We start from the raw sequence: 2,852 nt of genomic DNA on the forward strand, positions 1-2,852 counted from the left end.
GCCGGCCAACGGCGGCACCGGGGCACGCGGCGTGAAGCCAAAGCTCATCGGCGGCGCCTCCTCCACCCGCTCGCCAACGGCGGACAGGTCGAGCGCGTCATCCTCGGGCTCGCTGATGGCCGGTTCCGGTTCCGGGGCAGCGGCGGCCAGAGCCGGCGCGTCTTCCGTGATCGGCTCGGCCGGCGTGTCCACTTCGGTCATGGCCGGCAGCGGCGCCGGAGCGGCCGGCTCGGCGGCCACCTCGCCAATCACCTCTGAGGTCAGTTCCGGCAGCGGTTCCGGCGGCAGCGAGAAGATGCTGGACTGGGCAAGGAAGGTCGGCTGTGCCGACTTCTTGGCCGGTGCGGGGATGGGCAGCGGCTTGGCAGCGGCATCGATGCCGGTGGCCACCACGCTCACCCGCATCACGCCTTCGAGGTCGCGGTTGAAGGCGCTGCCGACGATGATGTTGGCCTCGTCGTCCACCATGTCGCGGATGTAGCTGGCAGCTTCGTCCACCTCCATCAGCTTGAGATCGTCGCCGCCGGTGATGTTGATGATGACGCCCTTGGCGCCGCGCATCGACACTTCATCCAGCAGCGGGTTGGCGATGGCCTTCTGCGCCGCCTCGATGGCGCGGCCATCGCCGCTGGCCTCGCCGGTGCCCATCATCGCCTTGCCCATCTCGCTCATCACGGTGCGGATGTCGGCAAAGTCGAGGTTGATGAGGCCGGGCATGATCATCAGGTCGGTGATGCCGCGCACGCCCTGGTGCAGCACCTGGTCCGCCATGGCGAAGGCGTCCTTGAAGGTGGTGTTGGCGTTGGCGATCAGGAACAGGTTCTGATTGGGGATGATGATCAGCGTGTCGACATGCTTCTGCAGCTCGGCAATGCCTTCCTCGGCCGCCTTCATCCGCTTGTTGCCTTCAAAGGCGAACGGCTTGGTGACGACACCGACGGTGAGGATGCCCTTCTCGCGGGCGGCGCGGGCCACCACCGGGGCAGCGCCGGTGCCGGTGCCGCCGCCCATGCCAGCGGCGATGAAGCACATGTGGGCGCCATCAAGCGCGCTTTCCAGCTGGTCCAGAGTCTCCTCGGCGGCGGCTCGGCCGATGTCGGGCCGGGCGCCGGCGCCCAGGCCCTGCGTGATCTTCATGCCCAGCTGGATGCGGGTGCCGGCCGGGCTCATCGCCAGCTGCTGGGCGTCGGTGTTGGCAACGATGAATTCGACGCCCATCAGATCGGCTGCGATCATGTTGGCGACGGCGTTGCAGCCAGCGCCACCCACCCCCACCACGGCGATGCGGGGCTTCAGTTCCGTCAATTCCGGCTTGGCGAATTCCAACATGTCGTGTCTCCCGTTGCCAGATTCATACTAGTTGATGAGCGAATCGGTGGGAAGCGCCTTCACAGACTTCCCCACAGTTTTTCGAAAACCCCTGTCAACCCGCGACGCGATGTCGCACCTTCCGTTGTGCCCTGCTGGTGCCACAGGTCGCCGGGGTCGCGGCCTGCGAACAGCACCAGCCCGGCCAGCGTGGCAAAGGCCGGTCCCTCCTGGGCGGTGGGCAGGCCACTCAGCCCGCGGGGCCGGCCGACCCGCACGTTGCAGCCCAGCGCGCCGGCCGCATAATCGGCTAGGGCGCGCAGATCCGCGCCGCCGCCGGTGAGGACCACGCGTCGCGCCTGCGGGCCGACAAAGCCCAGCGCGGAGAGCGCACGGGCAATCTCGCCAAACAGCATGTCGAGCCGCGTGTGGATCACGCTCACCAGCTGCGCGCGCGGCACCTTCAGGGGTTCCTGGGTGCCGTCGTCCACCGCTGGCGGGATGATCACCGGGTCGGTCTGGTCGCGGGTGGTGGCGACCGCAGCGCCCTCGAAGGTCTTCAGTCGTTCCGCCACGCTGCGCCTTGTGGCGAAGGCGGCGGCGATGTCGTCGGTTATGTCGGCGCTGCCCAGCGGCACGGTGGCGACGCCCACCACGATGCCGAACTTGTGGACGGCGATGCTGGTGACGCCGGCGCCGATCTCGATCAGTGCCACGCCGATATCGCGTTCCTCGTCATCCAGCACCGCGAGGCTGGCGGCGATCGGGCTGGCCACCAGGCCGGCCAGCCCCAGATGCGCCTGGCCGACGGCGCGGGTGAAGTTGAGGATGGCCGGCGTGTCGGCGGTGACGACATGGATGTCCACGCCCAGCCGGTCGGCATGCAGGCCAAGCGGGCTTTCGATCCCGGGCAGGCCATCGAGCGTGTAGAGCGCCGGCAGCGCGTGGATGACGCTGCGGCCCTTGGGATCGATGGCGGCGCGGCCGGCCTGGCGCAGGGTCACCATGTCGGTGGGGGTGATGCTGGCGCCGGCGATGTCGATCTCGGCGCTGGCCATGGAACTGGCCATGTTGCCGGCGGCAAAGCTGGCGATCACGCTTTCGGCCTGCAGGCCGGCGGCGCGTTCGGCCTGGTCCATGGCGCCGCGGATGGCCATTTCGGCCTTGTCGAAATCGGTGACGGTGGCGCGCTTCAGGCCGGCGCACGGCTTCTGGCCGCTGCCGATCACGCGCGGCGGGCCTTCACCGCCCACCAGCGCGATCAGCGCCGACACCTTGGAGGTGCCGACGTCGAGCACGGCCACCGGGCGCTCGGTCTGGCCGCGGCCGAGGGGTGGCAGGGGAAGGCGGGGTGGCATGCGGTCTCCTTCTCGTTCAGATCGCTCTGGCCTGGGCGGCGGCGAGCCGGGCCTTCTCGGCTTCGGCGAGGCTGCTGGCCACGGCCGGGCCGGCCACGATCATGCGGCCAGGCAGGCGCAGGTCGAAACGGGTGAAGCGCCCGCCCAGCAGCCGTTCCGGGCCCTTGGCATCGAGCCGGGCAAAGC

Annotated in this window: 2 protein-coding genes; both read right to left on the reverse strand. The window is 69.5% G+C overall.

Features of this window, described 5'->3' with window-relative positions; genetic code table 11:
- The coding region (gene ftsZ, locus GJV64_RS13320) for a cell division protein FtsZ (RefSeq protein ID WP_235927758.1) at positions 1–1,329 on the reverse strand (1,329 nt) is incomplete at its 3' end.
- A 59-nt stretch (positions 1,330–1,388) separates the two neighbouring features.
- On the reverse strand, positions 1,389–2,666 hold the full coding sequence (ftsA, locus tag GJV64_RS13325) for a cell division protein FtsA (RefSeq protein WP_235927759.1): 1,278 nt from the start codon (positions 2,664–2,666) through the stop codon (positions 1,389–1,391).
- Positions 2,667–2,852 lie beyond the last annotated feature (186 nt).

This window comes from Sandarakinorhabdus rubra (genome assembly GCF_010994245.1).
Classification (GTDB): Bacteria; Pseudomonadota; Alphaproteobacteria; order Sphingomonadales; family Sphingomonadaceae; genus Sandarakinorhabdus; species Sandarakinorhabdus rubra.